At 35.0% G+C, this 665-nt stretch carries 1 protein-coding gene; it reads right to left on the bottom strand.

Features of this window, described 5'->3' with window-relative positions:
- On the bottom strand, positions 1–665 hold a 665-nt coding region (locus tag C6988_RS10535; protein WP_182135365.1), incomplete at both ends, for a winged helix-turn-helix domain-containing protein.

The following is a 665-nucleotide window of genomic DNA, read 5'->3' as shown; positions in this document are numbered from 1 at the left end:
AAAGGTGAGAGTCAGCCACGTCTTTAGGCAGGGTATTTGTGAGTAAATGCTCAGCGAAGACTACTTGACCAGTTTTAGATAGGAGGCCTTCAGCACCATTATCAACATTATCAACATTTGAAATCATCTCTTGAACATCAAAAACTGGTAATCCTAATCTTGCTAGCTTATTTCGATATTCTTCATGTCCGTGTTCTAGTAAGACAGAGTTTACCATTTCACGAATCAAAGAACCAGTAAGGTATGTTGTTTGATATTTGTAAATTCTATTTTCAACTTCTTCAGTAATTTTTTGAGCTAATTCTAATGGAAGACTTCCTTCTCTTACAAGTGATTGAATAATTTTATGAGAATTAAATTCCTCAATTGATTCATGTGATGTTCTAACATACATTTTTCCACTTTCAATGATGGAGCGCTCTTCAATTTGTCTTGCAAGACTTAGAACCAATTTTCCAAGATTTGTAATTGTGTAACGTCTCTCAGATTTGTTAAGTGCAACAAGTGATTGTCTTAGTAGTTTTCTGAGATGGTAGGCAAATTTGCCGCTCTCTTTTTTGGATTTGAATCCAGCTAAAGACTTGAGTTCAGAATAGGTCAGGGGACCTTTGGAATTTAAAATTCGTAGAATATCAATTCTGTTAGGACTTGCCATTACAGAGAAG

The sequence above is a fragment of the Nitrosopumilus sp. b1 genome, assembly GCF_014078545.1.
GTDB lineage: Archaea > Thermoproteota > Nitrososphaeria > Nitrososphaerales > Nitrosopumilaceae > PXYB01.
Note: the sequence above shows the minus strand (reverse complement) of the source record. Positions and strands in the feature narration are given on the sequence as shown.